At 65.0% G+C, this 17,146-nt stretch carries 16 protein-coding genes and 1 pseudogene; 8 read left to right on the forward strand and 9 right to left on the reverse strand.

Going from position 1 to position 17,146, the window contains the following annotated elements; all coding sequences use genetic code 11:
* Nucleotides 1-102, forward strand: a pseudogene (locus AC5RVY_RS18655) (IS481 family transposase); the annotation flags it as partial.
* On the opposite strand, the gene AC5RVY_RS18660 reads toward AC5RVY_RS18655, so the two are convergent.
* The 3 genes from AC5RVY_RS18660 to AC5RVY_RS18670 are packed head-to-tail and all read right to left on the reverse strand — an operon-like array spanning nucleotide 99 to nucleotide 2,608.
* Nucleotides 99-524, reverse strand: a complete 426-nt coding sequence (locus tag AC5RVY_RS18660) for an HIT family protein (protein ID WP_493956185.1) — start codon at nucleotides 522-524, stop codon at nucleotides 99-101. The pseudogene AC5RVY_RS18655 and the gene AC5RVY_RS18660 sit on opposite strands and share 4 nt — an antisense overlap.
* A complete protein-coding gene (locus AC5RVY_RS18665; RefSeq protein WP_493956186.1) occupies nucleotides 521-1,684 on the reverse strand; it encodes an NAD(P)-dependent alcohol dehydrogenase in 1,164 nt (387 codons plus the stop codon). Before AC5RVY_RS18665 ends, AC5RVY_RS18660 begins: the two co-directional genes overlap by 4 nt.
* Before the next feature lie 9 nt (nucleotides 1,685-1,693).
* Nucleotides 1,694-2,608 (reverse strand): sulfurtransferase, encoded by a 915-nt coding sequence (locus AC5RVY_RS18670; RefSeq protein ID WP_493956187.1) that lies wholly within the window; start codon nucleotides 2,606-2,608, stop codon nucleotides 1,694-1,696.
* Between the two features lie 72 nt (nucleotides 2,609-2,680).
* Here AC5RVY_RS18670 and AC5RVY_RS18675 point away from each other — a divergent pair, with 72 nt between their 5' ends.
* Nucleotides 2,681-3,772, forward strand: a complete 1,092-nt coding sequence (locus AC5RVY_RS18675; RefSeq protein ID WP_493956188.1) for a PLP-dependent cysteine synthase family protein — start codon at nucleotides 2,681-2,683, stop codon at nucleotides 3,770-3,772.
* On the opposite strand, the gene AC5RVY_RS18680 is transcribed toward AC5RVY_RS18675, so the two are convergent.
* The gene (locus tag AC5RVY_RS18680) at nucleotides 3,769-4,425 is read right to left on the reverse strand and encodes an MBL fold metallo-hydrolase (RefSeq protein ID WP_493956189.1); all 657 of its coding nucleotides are present in this window, start codon (nucleotides 4,423-4,425) and stop codon (nucleotides 3,769-3,771) included. The genes AC5RVY_RS18675 and AC5RVY_RS18680 overlap by 4 nt on opposite strands.
* A 94-nt stretch (nucleotides 4,426-4,519) precedes the next feature.
* Between AC5RVY_RS18680 and AC5RVY_RS18685 the strand changes: the two genes are divergently transcribed.
* Nucleotides 4,520-5,026: a Fur family transcriptional regulator gene (locus AC5RVY_RS18685; RefSeq protein WP_493956190.1), complete on the forward strand. Its 507-nt coding sequence runs from the start codon at nucleotides 4,520-4,522 to the stop codon at nucleotides 5,024-5,026.
* Between the two features lie 9 nt (nucleotides 5,027-5,035).
* Here AC5RVY_RS18685 and AC5RVY_RS18690 read toward each other — a convergent pair whose 3' ends face one another.
* From AC5RVY_RS18690 to AC5RVY_RS18710, 5 genes are all read right to left on the reverse strand, one after another.
* On the reverse strand, nucleotides 5,036-5,911 hold the full coding sequence (locus AC5RVY_RS18690; RefSeq protein ID WP_493956191.1) for a metal ABC transporter permease: 876 nt from the start codon (nucleotides 5,909-5,911) through the stop codon (nucleotides 5,036-5,038).
* Nucleotides 5,911-6,729, reverse strand: coding sequence for a metal ABC transporter ATP-binding protein (locus AC5RVY_RS18695; RefSeq protein WP_493956192.1), 819 nt, complete (start codon nucleotides 6,727-6,729; stop codon nucleotides 5,911-5,913). The genes AC5RVY_RS18690 and AC5RVY_RS18695 overlap by 1 nt, the downstream gene beginning before the upstream one ends.
* Nucleotides 6,726-7,715 carry a metal ABC transporter solute-binding protein, Zn/Mn family gene (locus tag AC5RVY_RS18700; protein WP_493956193.1) on the reverse strand — a complete coding sequence of 330 codons (990 nt, stop codon included), beginning with the start codon at nucleotides 7,713-7,715 and terminating at the stop codon, nucleotides 6,726-6,728. The genes AC5RVY_RS18695 and AC5RVY_RS18700 overlap by 4 nt, the downstream gene beginning before the upstream one ends.
* A gap of 165 nt (nucleotides 7,716-7,880) precedes the next feature.
* A complete protein-coding gene (locus tag AC5RVY_RS18705) occupies nucleotides 7,881-8,957 on the reverse strand; it encodes a hemolysin family protein (protein ID WP_493956194.1) in 1,077 nt (358 codons plus the stop codon).
* Nucleotides 8,954-10,306 (reverse strand): hemolysin family protein, encoded by a 1,353-nt coding sequence (locus tag AC5RVY_RS18710; protein WP_493956195.1) that lies wholly within the window; start codon nucleotides 10,304-10,306, stop codon nucleotides 8,954-8,956. Before AC5RVY_RS18710 ends, AC5RVY_RS18705 begins: the two co-directional genes overlap by 4 nt.
* Before the next feature lie 540 nt (nucleotides 10,307-10,846).
* Here AC5RVY_RS18710 and AC5RVY_RS18715 point away from each other — a divergent pair.
* The 5 genes from AC5RVY_RS18715 (at nucleotide 10,847) to AC5RVY_RS18735 (ending at nucleotide 17,140) form a co-directional block, all read left to right on the forward strand.
* Nucleotides 10,847-14,659, forward strand: a complete 3,813-nt coding sequence (locus tag AC5RVY_RS18715) for a multifunctional oxoglutarate decarboxylase/oxoglutarate dehydrogenase thiamine pyrophosphate-binding subunit/dihydrolipoyllysine-residue succinyltransferase subunit (RefSeq protein ID WP_493956196.1) — start codon at nucleotides 10,847-10,849, stop codon at nucleotides 14,657-14,659.
* Nucleotides 14,660-14,803: 144 nt separating this feature from the next.
* Nucleotides 14,804-15,403: a GDSL-type esterase/lipase family protein gene (locus tag AC5RVY_RS18720; RefSeq protein WP_493956197.1), complete on the forward strand. Its 600-nt coding sequence runs from the start codon at nucleotides 14,804-14,806 to the stop codon at nucleotides 15,401-15,403.
* Nucleotides 15,404-15,483: 80 nt separating this feature from the next.
* Nucleotides 15,484-16,332, forward strand: a complete 849-nt coding sequence (locus tag AC5RVY_RS18725) for a DUF4097 family beta strand repeat-containing protein (RefSeq protein WP_493956198.1) — start codon at nucleotides 15,484-15,486, stop codon at nucleotides 16,330-16,332.
* Nucleotides 16,332-16,946, forward strand: a complete 615-nt coding sequence (locus AC5RVY_RS18730; RefSeq protein WP_493956199.1) for a PadR family transcriptional regulator — start codon at nucleotides 16,332-16,334, stop codon at nucleotides 16,944-16,946. The genes AC5RVY_RS18725 and AC5RVY_RS18730 overlap by 1 nt, the downstream gene beginning before the upstream one ends.
* A 119-nt stretch (nucleotides 16,947-17,065) precedes the next feature.
* Nucleotides 17,066-17,140 carry a 50S ribosomal protein bL37 gene (locus AC5RVY_RS18735; RefSeq protein WP_369299106.1) on the forward strand — a complete coding sequence of 25 codons (75 nt, stop codon included), beginning with the start codon at nucleotides 17,066-17,068 and terminating at the stop codon, nucleotides 17,138-17,140.
* Nucleotides 17,141-17,146 lie beyond the last annotated feature (6 nt).

Here is a 17,146-nt window from a genome sequence, read left to right on the forward strand (position 1 = left end):
CCGGCATGGCTACACCACTACAATCACCACAGACCCCACACCGCAATCGGAGGCCACCCGCCCATCAGCCGATTAACCAACCTGCCTGGGCAGTACACCTAGGCCGGGACAAACTCTCCGTATCCGGCGTCCCGAAGTCCCTGCCGCAGTTTTCCCGCATTGGCATCCAGGACTTTGGGGTCGGGATTCTGGTCCGCGGAGGCAAAGTTAAAGTCGGCCATGCTCCTGGAGGGCCACACGTGCACATGCAGGTGGTTGATTTCGTAGCCGGCCACAATGAGCCCTGCGCGTGGAGCGTCGAAGATCTCCACCTGGACGGCGCCGATGCGGCGGGCCACTTCCATGACTTTTGCCAGGGTTTCGGGGGAAGCGTCGGTCCAGCGGTCCACCTCCTCGGTGGGGACCACCAGGGTGTGTCCGTCGGCCAGCGGGCCAGTGGTGAGGAACGCGGACACGTCGTCTTCGCGCCACACGAACCGGCCGGGAATTTCGCCGTTCAGGATCCTGGTGAAGAGCGTGCTCATGCGTCTGCCTCCTTGGCGGGTGCCTGCAAGGTGCTGGTGTCCAGCACAAACCGGTATTTCACATCGCCTGCAACCATGCGGTCGTAGGCCTCGTTGAGCTGGTCCGCGCGGACCACTTCGATGTCAGCCACCACCCCTTGCCTGGCACAGAAGTCCAGCATTTCCTGGGTCTCGGCAATCCCGCCGATCAGGGAGCCGGCGTAGGCGATCCTGCGCCGGATCAATGCCCTCGGATTCACGGGCGGCATGGCCTCGGACGGCAGTCCGAGCTGGAAGAGCGCACCGTCCACCCGCAGGGTTCGGAACAGCGGGTTCAGGTCATGGGGCGCTGCGACGGTGTCGATGATCAGGTCGATGGTGCGGTTGGCCGCATTCATCGCCGCTTCGTCGCGGGAAAGGACAACCTGGTCGGCGCCAAGCTCCTGCGCGGCGGGCACCTTGGACGGGGACGTGGTGAAGACCACCACTTTCGCTCCCATGGCTTTGGCAAGCTTGACGGCCATGTGGCCGAGTCCGCCGAGCCCCACCACACCCACAACGTCGCCTTCTTCGACGTCGAAATGCCGCAGCGGCGAGTACGTGGTAACGCCAGCGCACAGCAAAGGGGCGACGGCGGCCGGGTCCAGGGAGTCCGGCACACGAAGAACGTAGCGGCGGTCCACCACCACGGTGGAGGAATAGCCGCCCTGGGTGATGGAATCGCGGTTCCGCCGGTCAACGGCGCCATACGTGCCCGTCATCCCGTTTTCGCAGTACTGCTCCAGACCGTCCAGGCAGCTCTCGCATTCCCGGCAGGAATCCACAATGCATCCCACACCCACCCGGTCCCCGGGGGCGAAATCTGTGACGGCTGGCCCGACGCGGCTGACGGTCCCCACGATCTCGTGGCCGGGGACCAGCGGATAGGCCTGGCCGCCCCATTCGCCGCGGACGGCGTGCACATCTGAATGGCACAGCCCGCAGAACTCGATGGCAATTTCGACGTCATCCGCCTTGGGAGTGCGGCGCGCAAGGGTCAGCGGCACCAACCCGCTTTCCGCGGACGTGGCGCCGTAGGCGGCGGCGAGGACGCCGCCGCCGGAACCAGCGGGCTCTGTCGCGGCGGGCTCGGGATCAACAGGTATTGCCAGGGGCGGTGGCACGGGACGTCCAGGAGTCATAGTGCGACGCTACCCTTGCGCCCGTGAGTGTTTCCACTCAACCGTCCCGTCGCCACCGCGGGGCCCCGGCCCGGTGACCACCGGCAGATGGGGGTTGCTGGACCACTCCGAGAAGGACCCTGGATACAGGGCGGCGCGGAATCCGGCCAGCTCAAGGGCGGCAACCTCATGCGCGGCGGTGACGCCGGACCCGCAATAGACACCCACCTCAACGTCGTCCTTCAGACCCAGCGATTCGAACCGGCGGCGCAATTCAGCCGGAGGCAGGAACCGTCCGTTGCTGTCCACGTTGGCCGAAGTTGGCGCGCTGACCGCGCCGGGAATGTGGCCTGCCCGCGGATCAACAGGCTCAATCTCGCCCCGGTACCTCTCGCCGGCACGCGCGTCAAGGAGCAGCCTGTCCGGTTGCGGACGTTCGGAACCGGGCTCCGTTTCCACCCAAGCGGTCACGGCAGCAGCGTCAAGGACCGGCATCTGCCCGTCCGCCAGGGAGACGTCCCCGGGAGGAGGCCGGACCTCGCCTTGTTCAAGCGGCAGGCCTGCTGCCTGCCAAGCCGCCAGGCCGCCGTCGAGCAGGTATACCTCGCTCAGGCCGGCGTTCCGCAGCATCCACCAGGCGCGCGCCGCGGCCATGTTGGCACTGTCGTCATAAGCCACCACAACATCGCCGTTGTTGATCCCCCACCGCCGGGCGGCGTCCTGGAACCCCAGCGGCGATGGCAGCGGGTGCCTGCCGCGCTCCGGCACCGCAGGGTCCGCCAGCTCCGCGGCCAGGTCGACAAACACGGCGTCCGGCAGGTGGCCCTGCAGGTAGTGCTCGTGGCCGTGCGGGTCGCCCAGTGCCCAGCGCACGTCCAGGAGCACTGTCCGCAGGCCGCGGGCGCGGCGTTCCTCCAGTGCGGCAACATCCAGCAGAGGCTTCATGGTGTTCCTTCGTCAGGCGGTCAATGCTCCCACTCTAACGAAAGCCGCCGGGGCCGCAGGTAGGCTGGGGCGGTGAAGATCGAGCGCAGCGCGGGCCGGGCCTGGGCGGACGAAGCAATCCGGAAAATCACGGCAGAAAACAACCGCTCCGCCGATACCCATCTGTATTCCGTGCCCGTTCCGGAGCACTGGGGCGTCCAGCTCTACCTGAAGGACGAATCGACGCACCGTACCGGCAGCCTCAAGCACCGGCTGGCGCGCTCGCTGTTCCTGTTCGGGCTGGTCAACGGCTGGATCAGGGCTGACACCACCATTGTTGAGGCGTCCAGCGGCAGCACCGCGGTGTCCGAAGCGTATTTCGCCCAGCTCCTGGGGCTGCCGTTCATCGCGGTCATGGCGCGCAGTACCAGCCAGGAAAAGATCGACCTGATTGAACAGTTTGGCGGCTCCTGCCTGCTGGTGGACCACGCCTCCGAGGTTTATGCGACGGCGGAAGAAGTGGCCGCCATCAGCGGCGGGCACTACATGGACCAGTTCACCTACGCCGAACGTGCCACGGACTGGCGCGGGAACAACAACATCGCGGAGTCCATCTTCGGCCAGCTCGAACTGGAGGAGCACCCCGTGCCGGACTGGATCGTGGTGGGCGCGGGAACGGGCGGCACCAGCGCCACCATCGGCAGGTACCTCCGCTACCACAGCCACCCCACCCGGTTGCTGGTGGTGGATCCGGAGAACTCAGCCTTCCTCCCCAGTTGGCGCGGCAGCACGTCCGGCCCTGCCACGGGCCTGCCCTCGCGGATCGAGGGCATCGGCCGGCCGCGGATGGAGCCCAGCTTTGTCCCCTCCGTCATCGATCACATGGTCCAGGTTCCGGACGCCGCATCAGTGGCTGCCATGCGCCACCTCCGCACGCTTGCCGGCCTCCACGCCGGCCCCTCCACGGGGACAAATCTTTGGGGCGTCTGGCAGCTGATCGCCGGCATGATTGCGGAGGGCCGCCGGGGCAGCATCGTCTCATTGATGTGCGACGGCGGGGAGCGCTATGCGGGCAACTACTACAGCCCCGGCTGGCTGGCGGCCCGCGGCCTGGACCCGGCACCTTATGAAGCGGTGATCACCCGCTTCTTTGACACTGGCATCTGGGATGGGGACCCAGTCTAGACTTCCACCGATTCCCCGGCTGCAAGGTGCTGGTACTCCGTGCCGTACTTTGCCCCAAGCCGTTTGACGTGGCCTTCCACGATCTTCAGCCCGTTCCCGTTGAGCAGCCCGTCATGGATCTGGAAGGCTCGTGGTGCCCGGACGCCGATAACAAAGTCCACCACCTCGGCAGCCTTGCTCCACGGTGCATGAAGGGGAACCAGCAGCGTCTTGACGTTGACGCCGTCAGGGATAACGAAGGAATCGCCGGGGTGGTAGACATTCCCGTCCAGGAGATAGCCGACGTTGGCCACCAACGGGATCTGCGGGTGGATCAGGGCGTGCTGGCCGCCGAAGCTGCGGACGTCGAAACCCGCCGCGGTGAAGGACGAGCCGGAGTCCACGGTAGTGATCCGGGCAGCGGCATCAGGGGCTTCCTTACGCAGGTTCTCCGCGACGCCGGCCGGGGCGAACAGTTCGAGCTTCCCGTTGTCCTTCAAGGCAGTAACTACCGCCGGCACGTCGATGTGGTCGCCGTGTTCGTGGGTGACCAGCACCGCCTCAGCACCTGCCAGGGCCTCTGCCGATTCAGAGAATGTTCCCGGGTCCAGCACCAGGACGCGGTTGTCCTTCTCGAGGCGGACGCAGGCGTGGGTGTATTTCGTCAGCTTCATAGCGCCAGCCTAGGGTCCGGCCCGGACACTGTCCACGAAGCTGCGGCTGGTAATCTGGATCTTTGCCACCATCCTGAGGGAAGCGAGTCCATCCATGCCGTTCGGCACCAAGGCTGATGCCACCAAGCCCGCTTCGGCTCCGGCTTCCGGCGCCGCGGGGACAGCCGCAGGCACGGCCGGCGCAGGTGCGGGCAAGGAGCAGCGGGTCACGAAACAGCGGCTGGCCGTCAGCGCCGCTTTGGACGACCTGGATGACTTCGTCAGTACCCAGGAGCTCTACCGGATCCTGCAGAACCAGGGCGTCTCGGTGTCCCTCGCCACGGCCTACCGGATCCTCCAGTCCCTTGCCGATGAAGGACGTGTGGACGTGCTCCGCAACGGCGACGGCGAGGCGGTCTACCGCCGGTGCGCCGTCACGGGACACCATCACCACCTGCTGTGCCGCAATTGCGGGAAAGCGGTGGAAGTGGAAGCGCCTGCCGTCGAAACGTGGGCGGCCCGGATTGCCCGGGAGCACGGCTACACCGAGGTGGCGCATACCGTGGAAATCTTCGGCCTCTGCCCGGAGTGCACGGCGCGCAAGGCCACCGGAACCCTGTAGAAAAACGGGTCAGCGGGCCTGCAGCACGCGCCCGTTGATCCCCCGGGAAGCACGGACGGAACCGATGGTCCGGCACACCACGTAGATCAGGAACGACAACGTAGTGACGTACGGGCTGATGGGAATGCGGCCGCCCAGGGCAAGCAGGATCCCGCCAACAGTCGCCGTGATGGCAAAGGCCACGCTGAGCACCACCACGGCCACGGGCGACGACGTCACCCGGAGGGCAGCCGCAGCAGGAGTAATGAGGAGCGCGAGCACCAGGAGTGCCCCCACCACCTGGATGGACAGCGCCACGCTGATGCCCAGCAGGACCATAAAGACTATGCCCAGCGTCCGGACGGGGACACCCCGCGCCTCGGCGAGTTCCGGGTCAACACTGGCGAAATTCAAGGGCCGCCAGATGGCCGCCAGGACCACCATCACCACCACGGCCGTTCCGGCCAGGGCCTGGAGCTGGACGGTATCAACCGAAACGATCTGCCCGGTCAGGAGGCCGAACTTGTTCGCGGCGCGGCCCTCATACAGGGACAGGAACAGGATCCCGAGGCCCAGCCCGAAGGGCATGATCACCCCGATGATCGAGTTCTTGTCCCTGGCCCTGACCCCCATGAGGGCCAGCAGCAGCGCAGCAGCCACCGAGCCGATGAGCGAACCGAAAACGATGTCTGCGCCGATCAGCAGGGCGAAGGCCGCACCCGCGAATGACAGTTCCGAAATGCCGTGCACGGCGAAGGCCAGGTCACGCTTCATCACGAACGTCCCCACCAGGCCGCCGAGCAGGCCGAGGACGGCGCCTGCCCAGATGGAGTTTTGGACCAGGACCAGCAGTTCGCCGTAGTTCTCGAAACTGAAAATGGCGCCAATAATACTGTCGGCGTCCATCAGGCCACCTCTTGGGCAAGGGCGTGGGCCTCGTCATGATGGTGGTGGGTGGTGGCGTCCGGCAGGCCAACCACCACGATGCGCCCGTTGGCGTGAATGACTTCCACGTGGCTGCCGTACAGGTCGGAGAGGACCTCCGTGGTCATCACTTCCTGCGGCGTGCCCACCTTGAAGCGCCCGCCGGCCAGGTACAGCACCCGGTCCACGTAGTCGATGATGGGGTTGATCTCGTGGGTGACAAAAACCACTGCACTGTTTTGCTCATGGCACTGTTTGTTGATCAGCGCACTGACGGCCTGCTGGTGGTGCAGGTCCAGGGAAAGCAACGGCTCGTCGCAGAGCAGGACTTTTGGATCTGTTGCCAGCGCCTGGGCAACCCGGAGCCGCTGCTGCTCGCCGCCGGAGAGCTGGCCCACCGGAACTTTGGCGTACTCCGACGCCCCCACCAGTTCGAGGAGTTCATCAATCCTGCGGTTGGCCTTGGCTGAAGACAACCGAAGCCCCCAGCGGTGGCCGTCCACTCCCAGGCCCACGAGGTCGCGTGCGCGCATTGGCGTGTCACGGGCGAATGATTTCTGCTGCGGGATGTAACCGATCAGGCTGCTGCCGCGCTCCACCGGGTGGCCGCCGAGTGTGGCCGTACCCCGGTGCAGGTCCTGGAGGCCCAACAGGACTTTGAGGAAGCTGGTTTTGCCGCTTCCGTTGGGTCCCAGCACTGCGAAGAACTCACCCGGCCTAATCTCCAGGTCCAGGTCCTCCCACAGTGTCCGCTGGCCGAACGTGAGGGACGCCCCGGCGAGACTGACCACAGGTTTCAACTATTTGTCTCCAGAACTTTGCTGACGTTGTTCACATTGTCCGTCATCCACTGCAGGTAGGTCTTGCCCTCAGGCAGCGTTTCACTGAAATCGACCACGGGGACACCAGCCGTGCCGGCCGCCTTCTTCAGCGCTTCCGTCTGCGGGCCTTCCGTCTGGGCATTGTAGGCAAGGAACCTGACGGACTTAGAGGCGACCAGATCTGTTGCAGCCTTGAGAACGGCCGGCGGAACGTCGGAGCCCTCCTCGATCGCAGCAGTGTAGTCCTCAGGCGTGGAGTTCTCCAGCCCGGCATCGGCCAGCAGGTACAGGGGCACCGGCTCGGTGACGGCCACCTTGTCCCCGGCCGCCTCCGCCTTCAGGGCACCGAGCTTTCCTGCCAGTTGGTCGAGTTCAGACTTGAAGGTGCCTGCGTTGGCTGTGAACGTGGCGGCTGATTCCGGTTCCAGCTCGCCCAGCCTGGCGGCAAGGATGTCGGCCAACTGGCCCATGGCGGCGAGGCTGTACCAAACGTGCTCGTTGAACTCTCCGTGGTCGTGGTCCTGCTCATCCGCTGCCGCCGACTCCGCCGTTGTCGCTTCGGCGGAGGCTTCCTCCTCCGGGTGCGCCAGCCCGGAAAGTTCGACGGCGTCCAGCACGTTGTGTGCGTCAATGCCGCTGTCTGCCACCAAGGTGTGGAGGAAATCGTCATAGCCCCCGCCGTTTTCCACCACGAGATTCGCCTTGGAAACGGCAAGCCGGTCCTGGGCGGTGGCCTCGTAGGAATGCGGGTCCTGGCTGGTCTTGTTGATGATGGCGGCGACGCTGACTTTGTCGCCACCCACTGTCTTCGCGATGTCCCCGTAAACGTTGGTGGACGCCACCACGTTGATTCCCTCAGCCGGCTTACCGGCAGAGGCCTCCGGCTGCGGACTGCACGCGCTCAGCAACAGGCCAAGCCCGGCGAAGACGGCAAGGGACGTTCTGGCGGCGGCGGAACGGCGCACGGAGACCTCGGTTCAGTGGTGTGGGATCGGAGCGAACCACTCCAGGGTATACCTAAATAGGAATGATTCCTATTTAGAAAGACTTGGGTGGGGAGCCCCCACGCACCGCGTGCAGGCTCCTCACCGTCCAAAGTCCCTGTACAGAAGTTGCTGTCTGCAGCGGCGTCAGTGCTCTGCGCCGTTGGGCTGGCCCAGCCGGCGGACGCCCCGGGCCTGGGTGGCGTCCCGGATCTCACCCACCAGCTGCTCGATCACGTCTTCGAGGAACAGGACGCCCTTGGTGTTCCCGTCCGGACCTATGACCCGGGCCAGGTGCGAACCCGTACGCTGCATCACCGACATGGCCTTCTCGATCTCGTCATCCAGGGCGAGGTTGGCCAGGGACCTGATCCGGCTCTCCGCGATGGGCCGCTCATAGGCCGCCTCCGGGATGGACAGGACGTCCTTGACATGGAGGTAGCCGTACAGCATGTCGTCATCGTCGAGCATCGGGAAGCGGGAGAAGCCGGTGCGGCTCACCGCCTTCTCGAACTCCACAGGCGTGGTGGAGCCCTTGAGCATGACCAGCTTTTCCAGCGGAACCATGATGTCCGCCGCGTTGTACTCGGAGAATTCAAGCGCACCGTTGATCAGCCCCGCCTCGTCATCCACCAAACCGTGACGCGTGGACTCCTGCACAATGGACTGCACTTCCTCCAGCGTGAAAGAGGAGTTCACCTCATCCTTGGGCTCAATGCGGAGCAGCTTGAGGATGTGGTTCGCCGACCAGTTCAGGACGGAGATGACCGGGTGGACCAGCCGTGCAATAAACATCAGCGGCGGGGCGAGCAGGAGCGCGGCCTTGTCCGCCACGGACACCGAGATGTTCTTCGGCACCATCTCGCCGAAGGTCACGTGCAGGAACGTCACCAGCATCAGGGCCACCGCGAACGCCGCAACGTCCGCGATCTCCATGGGCAGGCCCAGCGTCTCCAACGGCACAGCCAGCAGGTGATGGATGGCGGGTTCTGCCACGAGCAGGATCAGCAGCGAGCAGACCGTAATGCCCAGCTGGGCACAGGCCAGCATCAGCGAAACATTCTCCATGGCCCGCAGGGTGGTCTGTGCCCGCTTGGAACCCGCTTCTGCCAGCGGTTCGATCTGGCTGCGGCGGGCAGACATCACGGCAAATTCCGCGGCCACAAAGAACGCGTTGCCGAACAGGAGGACCACCAGCCACAGTATTCCGGCCCAGTCGCTCATCGTTCGGTCCTGTCGTCGTTCGTCCTGCCGGCAGGGTCACCGGACTCAGGTTCCGGCTGGGCCGGGCGGAAGCAGATCCGGTCGATCCGCCGGCCGTCCATCCTGGTAACGCTGAGCGTTCCGCCCTCCACGGGCACCGTGTCCCCTACCACCGCGATCCGGCCGAGCTTGCTCATCACATAGCCGCCCACCGTTTCGTAGGCTGACTCGTCGGGAACGGTCAGGCCCGGAATCTGCTCGGACAGCTCATCCGGGCGGAGCAGGCCAGGGAAGTACCAGTCCCCGGAAGCGCTTTGCAGCAGTCCGGGACGGACCTTGTCATGCTCATCCGCCACCTCCCCCACGATTTCCTCCACGAGGTCCTCGAGGGTTGCAATGCCGGCGGTTCCGCCATATTCATCCAGCACCACTGCGAGCTGCAGGTTGCCTTCGCGCAGTTCTGCCAGCAGGGCATCGAGGTGGATAGTCTCCGGGACGCGGAGGACTTCGGTCATGATGGCCCCGGCCTCGAGGTTCGGCCGGCGGTCCCACGGAACGGCCACGGCTTTCTTGACATGGACCAGGCCCCGGATGTCGTCCGCGGATTCACCGATTACGGGGAACCGCGAGTAGCCGGTGCGGCGTGCGGCCGCCAGGATGTCGGTCACAGGCTGGTCCGCCTCGATCGTTTCCACCCGGATGCGGGGCGTCATAACATCGGCCGCAGTCCGCGTGGAGAAATTCAGCGTGCGCGCCACGAAGTTGGCCGTACCGGCGTCAAGTGTTCCCATTGCCGCTGAACGGCGCACCAGGGAGGCCAGTTCAGCTGGGGTCCGGGCGCCGGAAATCTCTTCTTTGGCCTCGAGCCCGAAAACGTGCAGGATCCGGTTCGAGAAGCCGTTCAGGACCACGATGGCGGGTCTGAACACAGCGGTGAACATCAGCTGCGGCCTGGCCAGTGCCCGGCCCATGCGGAAGGACAGCGCGATGGCCATGTTTTTTGGCACAAGTTCGCCCAGGAGCATGGAGAGCAGCGTGGCGAGCACCATGGCGAGGACCAAGGAGATGGAGGCCACCGCAACCTCAGGCAGTCCGACGGCGGCCAGCGGGGCTTCCAGGAGCTTGCCCACCGAAGGTTCCATCACGTAACCGGTCAACAAGGTGGTGAGGGTGATGCCCAGCTGGCAGCTGGAAAGCTGCGTCGAGAGGGATTTCAGGCAGGCGAGCAAGGGGACGGCGCGTTCGTCGCCGTCGTCAATGGCTCGTTGGACCGTGGCCTGGTCAAGGGCAATAAGCGAAAATTCGACGGCGACAAAAAAGCCCGTGCCGGCGATCAGCAGCAGTCCCGCTGCGAGGAGGAGCCATTCCATTCAGCACCCCGCCTGAACAGCGGTGGGCGCCGGGATTCGCGAAGGAGTTAGGGAGCGGCGCCCGTAATATCGGTCCGGCGGAGGGTGGTCAGCCGGGGCCGACGCGGTTTCCTTTGCAGCTCCTGCCGGCAGTACCGGCGAATGGTGATGGGCGCGTGTTCGGGGTTTGCCGGCTCTTCGGGTGGACTGTGCGGCGCTGCTTACGCTCCGCTGACAGCCCCCAGGCCGGCACCTAGATTTACTGTCCATAAGAATTTCATTCTACAGGAGCAGATCCCGGCAGCAGCGCCCCCTGCCCGCGACTGCCGGGCCGACAGGTCAGGCGGCCCGAAGAGCTGCATGGCAGCCGTCCCGCGGCCGCCATATTCAGCCGTTTTCACGTCTCATCATGATTTGGGTCACCCTTATTGGCAGTTACCACAAGATGCTCACTAGACTGGCAATGGTCTGGGTTCAGAGGACGCAGAGACCGGTTGAAACGTAGTGCTGAAGCACCGTGGGCCGGAGAGAAATCAAACTCATGGAAGAGGCGTATTTCAAGTGCCAGAGCAGCCTAGCCACCGTCTACCAGAGGAATTTGGCGGAAACGAGTGGCTCGTTGACGAACTGTACGAGCAGTACCAAAAGGACAAGAACGCTGTCGACGCCAAGTGGTGGCCGCTGTTTGAATCCTTCGGCTCGGGCAGCAGTTCTTCTTCCAACGGAAATTCGGCGCAAGCCACCGCCCACCCCGCAACCAGGGAAATGCCGGTTGTAAACCAGGCCCCCGCGGCACCGGCAGCGCCGCCGGCTGCAGCTCCGCCCGCTCCGCCGTCGGCCCCGCCCGCTTCCGCGGCACCCGCCGCTGCGCCGGCACCGGTCAAGAAAGCCCCTGCCACGGTAGCCCGCGACGGTGGGAAGAAGACCGAATCCGGCACCGGCTCGCAGCCCATCCCGGCGCAGCTGCCCAAGAACGTCAAGGCCCCCACGGCTCCGGAAGAGGACGTTGTTTCGGTCCTGCGCGGACCGGCCAAGGCCATCGCCACCAACATGGTCACCAGCCTTCAGGTGCCCACTGCCACCAGCGTCCGGGCCATCCCCGCCAAGCTGCTGATCGACAACCGCGTGGTCATCAACTCCAACCTGGCCCGAGCCCGCGGCGGCAAGGTATCCTTCACGCACCTGATCGGCTACGCCGTGATCCGTGCGCTGTCCCAGTTCCCTTCCATGAACGTGTACTACGACGAAGTGGACGGCAAGCCCGTCGCCGTCCAGCCGGCACACGTCAACTTCGGCATCGCCATCGACATGCCCAAGCCTGATGGCACCCGCCTGCTGATGGTCCCCAACATCAAAAAGGCAGAAACCCTTAACTTCTCCGAGTTCTGGCACACCTATGAGGACCTCATCAAGAGGGCCCGTAACGGCAAGCTGACGGCCGAGGACCACCAGGGCACCACGGTGTCCCTGACCAACCCGGGCGGCATCGGCACCGTACACTCGGTGCCCCGTCTGTCCAAGGGCCAGGCCGCCATCATCGGCGTCGGCGCACTGGATTACCCTGCCGAATTCCAGGGGGCCAGCGAGAAGATCATCGCCCAGAACGCCATCAGCAAGGTCCTGACCCTGACCTCCACCTACGATCACCGCGTGATCCAGGGTGCAGGCAGCGGCGAGTTCCTGAAACTGGTCCATCAGCTGCTGCTCGGTGCCCAGAACTTCTACGACGAGATCTTCGAGTCCCTGCGCATCCCGTACGAGCCCGTACGCTGGAGCGCGGACAAGCAGGTTGACCCGGCCGACGAGATCAACAAGGTGGCCCGGATCCAGCAGCTGATCCACTCCTACCGGGTCCGCGGACACCTGATGGCGGACACCGATCCGCTCGAGTACGTCCAGCGCAAGCACCCGGACCTTGACGTCCTGACCTACGGGCTTACGCTCTGGGACCTGGACCGCGAGTGGCCTACCGGCGGCTTCGGCGGCAAACCCATGCTTAAGTTCCGCGACATCCTGGGTGTCCTTCGCGATGCCTACTGCCGCACCACGGGCATCGAGTACATGCACATCCAGGAGCCCGCCGAGCGCAAGTGGTTCCAGGACCAGCTCGAGCACCCGTACTCCAAGCCCAGCCGTGAAGAGCAGCTGCGCATCGTTTCCAAGCTGAACGCCGCCGAGGCCTTCGAAACCTTCCTGCAGACCAAGTTCGTGGGCCAGAAGCGCTTCTCCCTTGAGGGCGGCGAGTCCCTGATTCCGCTGCTGGACGCCATCATGTCCGACGCCGCCGACGACGGCCTGGACGAAGTGGCCATCGGCATGGCCCACCGCGGCCGCCTGAACGTGCTGACCAACATCGCAGGCAAGACCTACGCACAGGTGTTCCGCGAGTTCGAAGGCACCCAGGACCCCCGGTCGGTACAGGGTTCGGGCGACGTCAAGTACCACCTGGGCACCGAGGGCACGTTCACCTCGGACAACGGCAAGGAGACCAAGGTCTACCTGGCCGCCAACCCGTCCCACCTCGAAGCAGTTGACCCCGTACTGGAAGGCATCGTCCGCGCAAAGCAGGACCGCCTGGACCAGGGTGAGTCCTTCCCGGTTCTCCCCATCATGGTCCACGGTGACGCCGCGTTCGCCGGCCAGGGTGTAGTTGCTGAAACCCTGAACCTGTCCCAGCTGCGGGGCTACCGCACCGGCGGAACCATCCACATCGTGGTCAACAACCAGGTGGGCTTCACTACGGCGCCTTCCTCGTCCCGCTCGTCCACATACTCCACCGACGTCGCCAAGATGATCCAGGCACCGGTGTTCCACGTGAACGGCGACGATCCCGAGGCCGTGGTCCGCATTGGCCAGCTCGCCTACGAGTTCCGCCAGCGCTTCCACAAGGACGTTGTCATCGACATGGTCTGCTACCGCCGCCGCGGGCACAACGAGGGCGATGATCCCTCGATGACCCAGCCGCTGATGTACAACCTGATCGAGGCCAAGCGTTCGGTGCGCAAGCTCTACACCGAGTCGCTCATCGGCCGCGGTGACATCACCGAAGAAGAAGCCGAGCAGCTGCTCCGTGACTACCAGGAGCGGCTGGAGCGCGTCTTCGCCGAGACCCACGCAGCGCAGACCTCCCCGATTCCGATCATCACCGCCGATTCGGCAGCAGTATCGGACATCGAGCGGCCCATCGCCCAGCAGTCGGATTCCAGCACCAATGCGCCCGTGTCCACGGCCATCTCCGCTGACACGCTGGCCCGGATCGGCAAGGCCCACGTGGAGGTGCCCGAGGGCTTCACCGTCCATGCAAAGCTCAAGCAACTGCTTGAGAAGCGTGAGCAGATGTCCCGTGAAGGCGGCATCGACTGGGGCTTCGGCGAGATCGCTGCCTTTGGCTCCCTGATCATGGAAGGCGTGCCTGTACGGCTCGCCGGCCAGGACTCGCGCCGCGGCACGTTCGTGCAGCGCCACGCCGTTTTCCACGACCGCGCCAACGGCAAGGAATGGCTGCCGCTGGGCAACCTCTCCGATGACCAGGCCAAGCTGTGGATCTACGATTCACTGCTGTCCGAATACGCGGCCATGGGCTTCGAATACGGCTACTCGGTGGAACGCCCCGATGCCCTCGTCCTGTGGGAAGCCCAGTTCGGCGATTTCGTCAACGGCGCACAGACCATCATCGATGAGTTCATCTCGTCGGCCGAGCAGAAGTGGGGCCAGCGGTCCTCGCTGGTGCTGATGCTGCCGCACGGCTACGAAGGCCAGGGCCCGGACCACTCCTCCGCAAGGATCGAGCGCTTCCTGCAGCTGTGTGCCGAAGAGAACATGATCGTGGCCAACCCCACTACTGCGGCCTCCCACTTCCACCTGCTGCGCCGCCAGGCATACAGCCGTCCGCGGAAGCCGCTGATCATCTTCACGCCCAAGCAGCTGCTGCGCCTCAAGGCCGCTGCCTCGTCGGTGGAAGACTTCACCACCGGCACGTTCCGCCCGGTCATCCCTGAGCATGAGCAGCTGGCCGCAGACGCCGTCGAACGCGTCCTGCTGGTCTCCGGCCGCCTGTACTACGATCTGCTGTCCACGCGGCAAAAGACCGGCGATACAACGACGGCGATTGTCCGGGTGGAGCAGCTCTACCCGCTGCCGCACGCAGAGATTGCCGCGGAGCTGGCCAAGTACCCGAACGCCGAGGTTGTCTGGGCGCAGGACGAGCCAGCCAACCAGGGTCCGTGGCCGTTCATTGGCCTGAACCTTCCGGATGCGCTGGACCGGCGGGTCCGCCTCGTGTCGCGTCCGGCGTCGGCCTCCACGGCTGCCGGCTCCATGAAGCGCCACGCCGCAGAGCAGGATGCCCTGCTGAAGCAGGCGTTTGCACGGTAATAACCAGTAAGGCTGCCCGGCCGGACGTCGAAATACCAGACTCCGGCCGGGCAGTTCTGTTTAATGGGATGCACAGCGTCCGCCCGGGCCAGGAAGAAGCCGCGGGTTGCGGCGGGCAGTCAGCACCGAAGTAAAGAGGAACGTGTGGAAGACAGGAAGCTGCGTATTGCAGCTGTAGGAGATGAACTGCTGGCCGGACTGGGTGACCCCCGGGCACTCGGCTGGCTGGGCCGCGTACTGGCCCGCACTCCACAGGACGGCATGGTCCTGGAAAGCTACGCACTCCCTTGCCCGCAGGAAGGTACGGAAGGCCTGGCTGCACGCTGGTTTGACGAGGCGGGGCGGCGGTTCAGCGCCCAATCCGAAAACCGCCTGGTAATCGGGCTCTCGGGCCGGGACATCGAGTTCGGGCTTTCCACTGCCCGCAGCCGGCTCAACCTGGCCAACATCCTCGATTCTGCCTCCCAGAACCGCCTGGAGGTGTTCGTTGTTGGGCCACCGCCAACCCTGGACCCAGCCCAGAACCGGCGGCTGGACGAGTTGAACACGGCATTCGCAGACGTCACCACCCGCCGCAAGCACCTCTACGTGGATACCTTCTCCCCCCTGCTGAACCACGAACAGTGGCGCCAGGACCTTGCTGCCAATGGCGGCACCCCCGGGCAGGCCGGTTATGGCCTGATGGCCTGGCTGGTGTTGCACCGCGGCTGGTTCCAGTGGTTGGGGATGGCAGTTCCCGAGTAGGCCTGTTCGCGATATATCTTGTTTCCCCCCGGAGCGGGGAGTACCGTGGTCAGACACGATATATCGTCTCTGGAGGAACCATGGCTGATCAGAACTGGACCGTTACAGGCGCGCAGACTATTGACGTCGGGTCTGTCTCGTCACTGAAGCTGGGGATGGTCCGCGGCCGGTTCGACATCGTTGCGCATGAGCAGCCGTATACCAGGATCGAGATTACCGAGGTGCACGGCGATCCTGTGGCCGTTTCGCTGGAAGACGGCCGGCTGGAAGTCCGCCACCAGCTTGACGGGCCGCAGGGCTGGTTCAAGAACCTGATGGGAACGGTCAACCATCACAGCGAAAACTACGCCGTCATCAGCATTGCCCTGCCTGCCACGGTCGATGTTGAAGCGGGCACGGTCAGCGGCGACGGGTTAGTGTCCGGCATGGCCGCGCGCACACGCCTCAACACCGTCTCCGGTTCGGTGCTGGCCGACGGCACTGACGGCGAGTTGTTCGTCAACACCGTCAGCGGTGAGGTCAATGCACGGCATCACAGCGGCGTCCTGACCGCCAAGACTGTCTCCGGCGAGGTGACGGCGTCCGGCCATTTCAGCCACATCCGTGCCAACACGGTCAGTGGCGACATGAACTTCGACCTGCTGGGGTTCACCCAGGACTTCGGTGCCAATTCCGTCTCCGGTGACCTCACCATCCGGATCCCCCGTGACGTCGGGGTGGATATCGTGGCCAAGTCAGCCAGCGGGGCAGTGGTGATCGGCAACCAGCAGTACCATGTGGCTGCTGGCAAAGTGGAGACAATTGCCGGTCCGGACGCCAAGCTGATGCTGGTCCGGACCAATTCGGTCTCGGGCAAGACCTCCATCCTCCACAGCCCGTCGCCGGAGGAAGCCAACGGCACCACAGGGTCCGCGGAAGAACGGCACTGATGCCCGCCGTCTTCGCCCACGGCGCCTTGCGGCTGTACCTGCTTGCCCTGCTTGAGTCGGGTCCAAAGCACGGGTACGAGCTGATCAAGGCGCTCAAGGAACGGTTCGGGGGCACCTACTCCCCCAGCGCCGGCACCATCTACCCGCGGCTGGGGAAGCTGGAGGAAGAGGGCCTGGTGGCCACGGAGGCCGCAGGGCGCCGCACCAATTACCGGATCACGCCTGCCGGGCTGGCGGAACTCAACCTGCGCCGCGAGGAACTGGCAGCGGTGGAAAAGGAGATCTCCGCGTCCGTCCGCCGGCTGGCAGACAACCTCCGCGAGGATATCCGCAGCAATATGCGTGGTCTTCGGGCAGATCTTGCGGCCACCGCGGAGGCCGCCCGTGCCGGTGCAGCGTCCGCCGCTTTCACAGCCCTCAAAGGCAGCCCGGCCGGGGAGGGCAAGGGGTCGCTCAAGGAGGCCGAGCTTATGCTTCAGGCGTTCCAGGATGACCTCCGCGCCGAACTCCGGCAGCAGGCAGGAAAGCAGCCCCTGAGTCCTGTGGTCCTGGAGACGGTGAGGACGGTCTTGGAGCAGGCCGGAATCGCCATCCGCAACTCGCTCCGCAACTAGGGGATCGGCCGGCAGCCACTGAACCGCAGGTCATGCGGCGGTTGCCGGTTCGCGGGGCGCCACATCATGTGGGAGACTTGAGGGCAGCTCTTTCGAGTACAACAGTAAGGAGGCCAGCTATGAGCAAGCGTGCACGCAAGCGTCGTGACCGTAAGCGTGGCGGCGCGAACCACGGGAAGCGCCCCAACACCTAGGCACAT

The sequence above is a fragment of the Arthrobacter sp. Ha26 genome (assembly GCF_059091705.1).